Origin of the sequence: Clostridium sp. CF012 (assembly GCF_018861755.1) — a bacterium.
GTDB lineage: Bacteria > Bacillota > Clostridia > Clostridiales > Clostridiaceae > Clostridium_AD.
Genome location: NZ_JAHLEF010000080.1, coordinates 1 through 2095 on the forward strand (window position 1 = coordinate 1; position 2095 = coordinate 2095).

Annotated in this window: 1 rRNA gene; it reads left to right on the forward strand. The window is 51.1% G+C overall.

Going from position 1 to position 2095, the window contains the following annotated elements:
* Nucleotides 1–2095 (forward strand): 23S ribosomal RNA (locus KPL50_RS26255); the annotation flags it as partial.

Below are 2095 nucleotides of genomic sequence, written 5' to 3' on the forward strand. Positions count from 1 at the left end.
AGTTGCATGTCGTAGACCCGAAACCGGGTGACCTATCCATGGCCAGGATGAAGCGGAAGTAAAATTCCGTGGAGGTCCGAACCACGTTGGTGTTGAAAAACCATGGGATGAGCTGTGGATAGCGGAGAAATTCCAATCGAACTCGGAGATAGCTGGTTCTCCTCGAAATAGCTTTAGGGCTAGCGTCGATTAATTGAGTAATGGAGGTAGAGCACTGAATGAGCTAGGGGCTGACAACAGTTACTGAACTCTATCAAACTCCGAATGCCATATACTTTTATTTCGGCAGTCAGACTGCGAATGATAAGATCCGTAGTCAAAAGGGAAACAGCCCAGACCATCAGCTAAGGTCCCAAAGTGTAAGTTAAGTGGAAAAGGATGTGGGATTTCTAAGACAACTAGGATGTTGGCTCAGAAGCAGCCACTCATTCAAAGAGTGCGTAATAGCTCACTAGTCAAGAGATCCTGCGCCGAAGATGTCCGGGGCTAAAACTTACCACCGAAGCTATGGGTGTACACTATGTGTACGCGGTAGAGGAGCTTTCTGTACTGGCTGAAGTCATACCGTAAGGAGTGGTGGACGGTACAGAAGTGAGAATGTTGGCATAAGTAGCGAGAGTTAAGTGAGAATCTTAACGGTCGAAAACCTAAGGTTTCCTGAGGAAGGCTCGTCCTCTCAGGGTTAGTCGGGACCTAAGCCGAGGCCGAAAGGCGTAGGTGATGGACAATCGGTTGATATTCCGATACCACCAATGGACGTTATTAGAAATGGGATGACGCAGGAGGATAAGATGTGCATACTATTGGATGTATGTCTAAGCATTTAGGCGGAGCAAGCAGGCAAATCCGTTTGCTCTTAACGCTGAGATGTGATGGGGAAGGGAATTTATTCCCGAAGTATCTGATTCCACGCTGCCAAGAAAAGTCTCTATCGAGGATATTGGTGCCCGTACCGCAAACCGACACAGGTAGGTGAGGAGAGAATCCTAAGACCATCGGAAGAATTGCTGTTAAGGAACTCGGCAAATTGACCCCGTAACTTCGGGAGAAGGGGTGCCTACGAAAGTAGGTCGCAGAGAATAGGCCCAAGCAACTGTTTAGCAAAAACACAGGTCTCTGCTAAAGCGAAAGCTGATGTATAGGGGCTGACGCCTGCCCGGTGCTGGAAGGTTAAGGGGATTACTTAGCGCAAGCGAAGGTATGAACTTAAGCCCCAGTAAACGGCGGCCGTAACTATAACGGTCCTAAGGTAGCGAAATTCCTTGTCGGGTAAGTTCCGACCCGCACGAATGGCGTAATGATTTGGGCACTGTCTCAACAGCACATCCGGCGAAATTGTAGTGCCAGTGAAGATGCTGGCTACCCGCGATTGGACGGAAAGACCCCGTAGAGCTTTACTGTAGCTTAGCATTGAATTTCGGTATTGTCTGTACAGGATAGGTGGGAGACTGAGAAACATGGGCGTCAGCCTGTGTGGAGTCATCCTTGGGATACCACCCTGACAGTACTGAGGTTCTAACTGGAGGCCATGAATCTGGTCACAGGACATTGTTAGGTGGGCAGTTTGACTGGGGCGGTCGCCTCCAAAAAAGTAACGGAGGCGCTCAAAGGTTCCCTCAGCGCGGTTGGAAATCGCGCGAAGAGTGCAAAGGCAGAAGGGAGCCTGACTGCGACACCTACAAGTGGAGCAGGGACGAAAGTCGGACTTAGTGATCCGGTGGTACCTCGTGGGAGGGCCATCGCTCAACGGATAAAAGCTACCTCGGGGATAACAGGCTGATCTCCCCCAAGAGTCCACATCGACGGGGAGGTTTGGCACCTCGATGTCGGCTCGTCGCATCCTGGGGCTGAAGTAGGTCCCAAGGGTTGGGCTGTTCGCCCATTAAAGCGGCACGCGAGCTGGGTTCAGAACGTCGTGAGACAGTTCGGTCCCTATCCGTCGCGGGCGTAGGAAATTTGAAGGGAGCTGTCCTTAGTACGAGAGGACCGGGATGGACAAACCTCTGGTGCACCAGTTGTCACGCCAGTGGCATCGCTGGGTAGCTATGTTTGGAAGGGATAAACGCTGAAAGCATCTAAGCGTGAAGCCCACCCT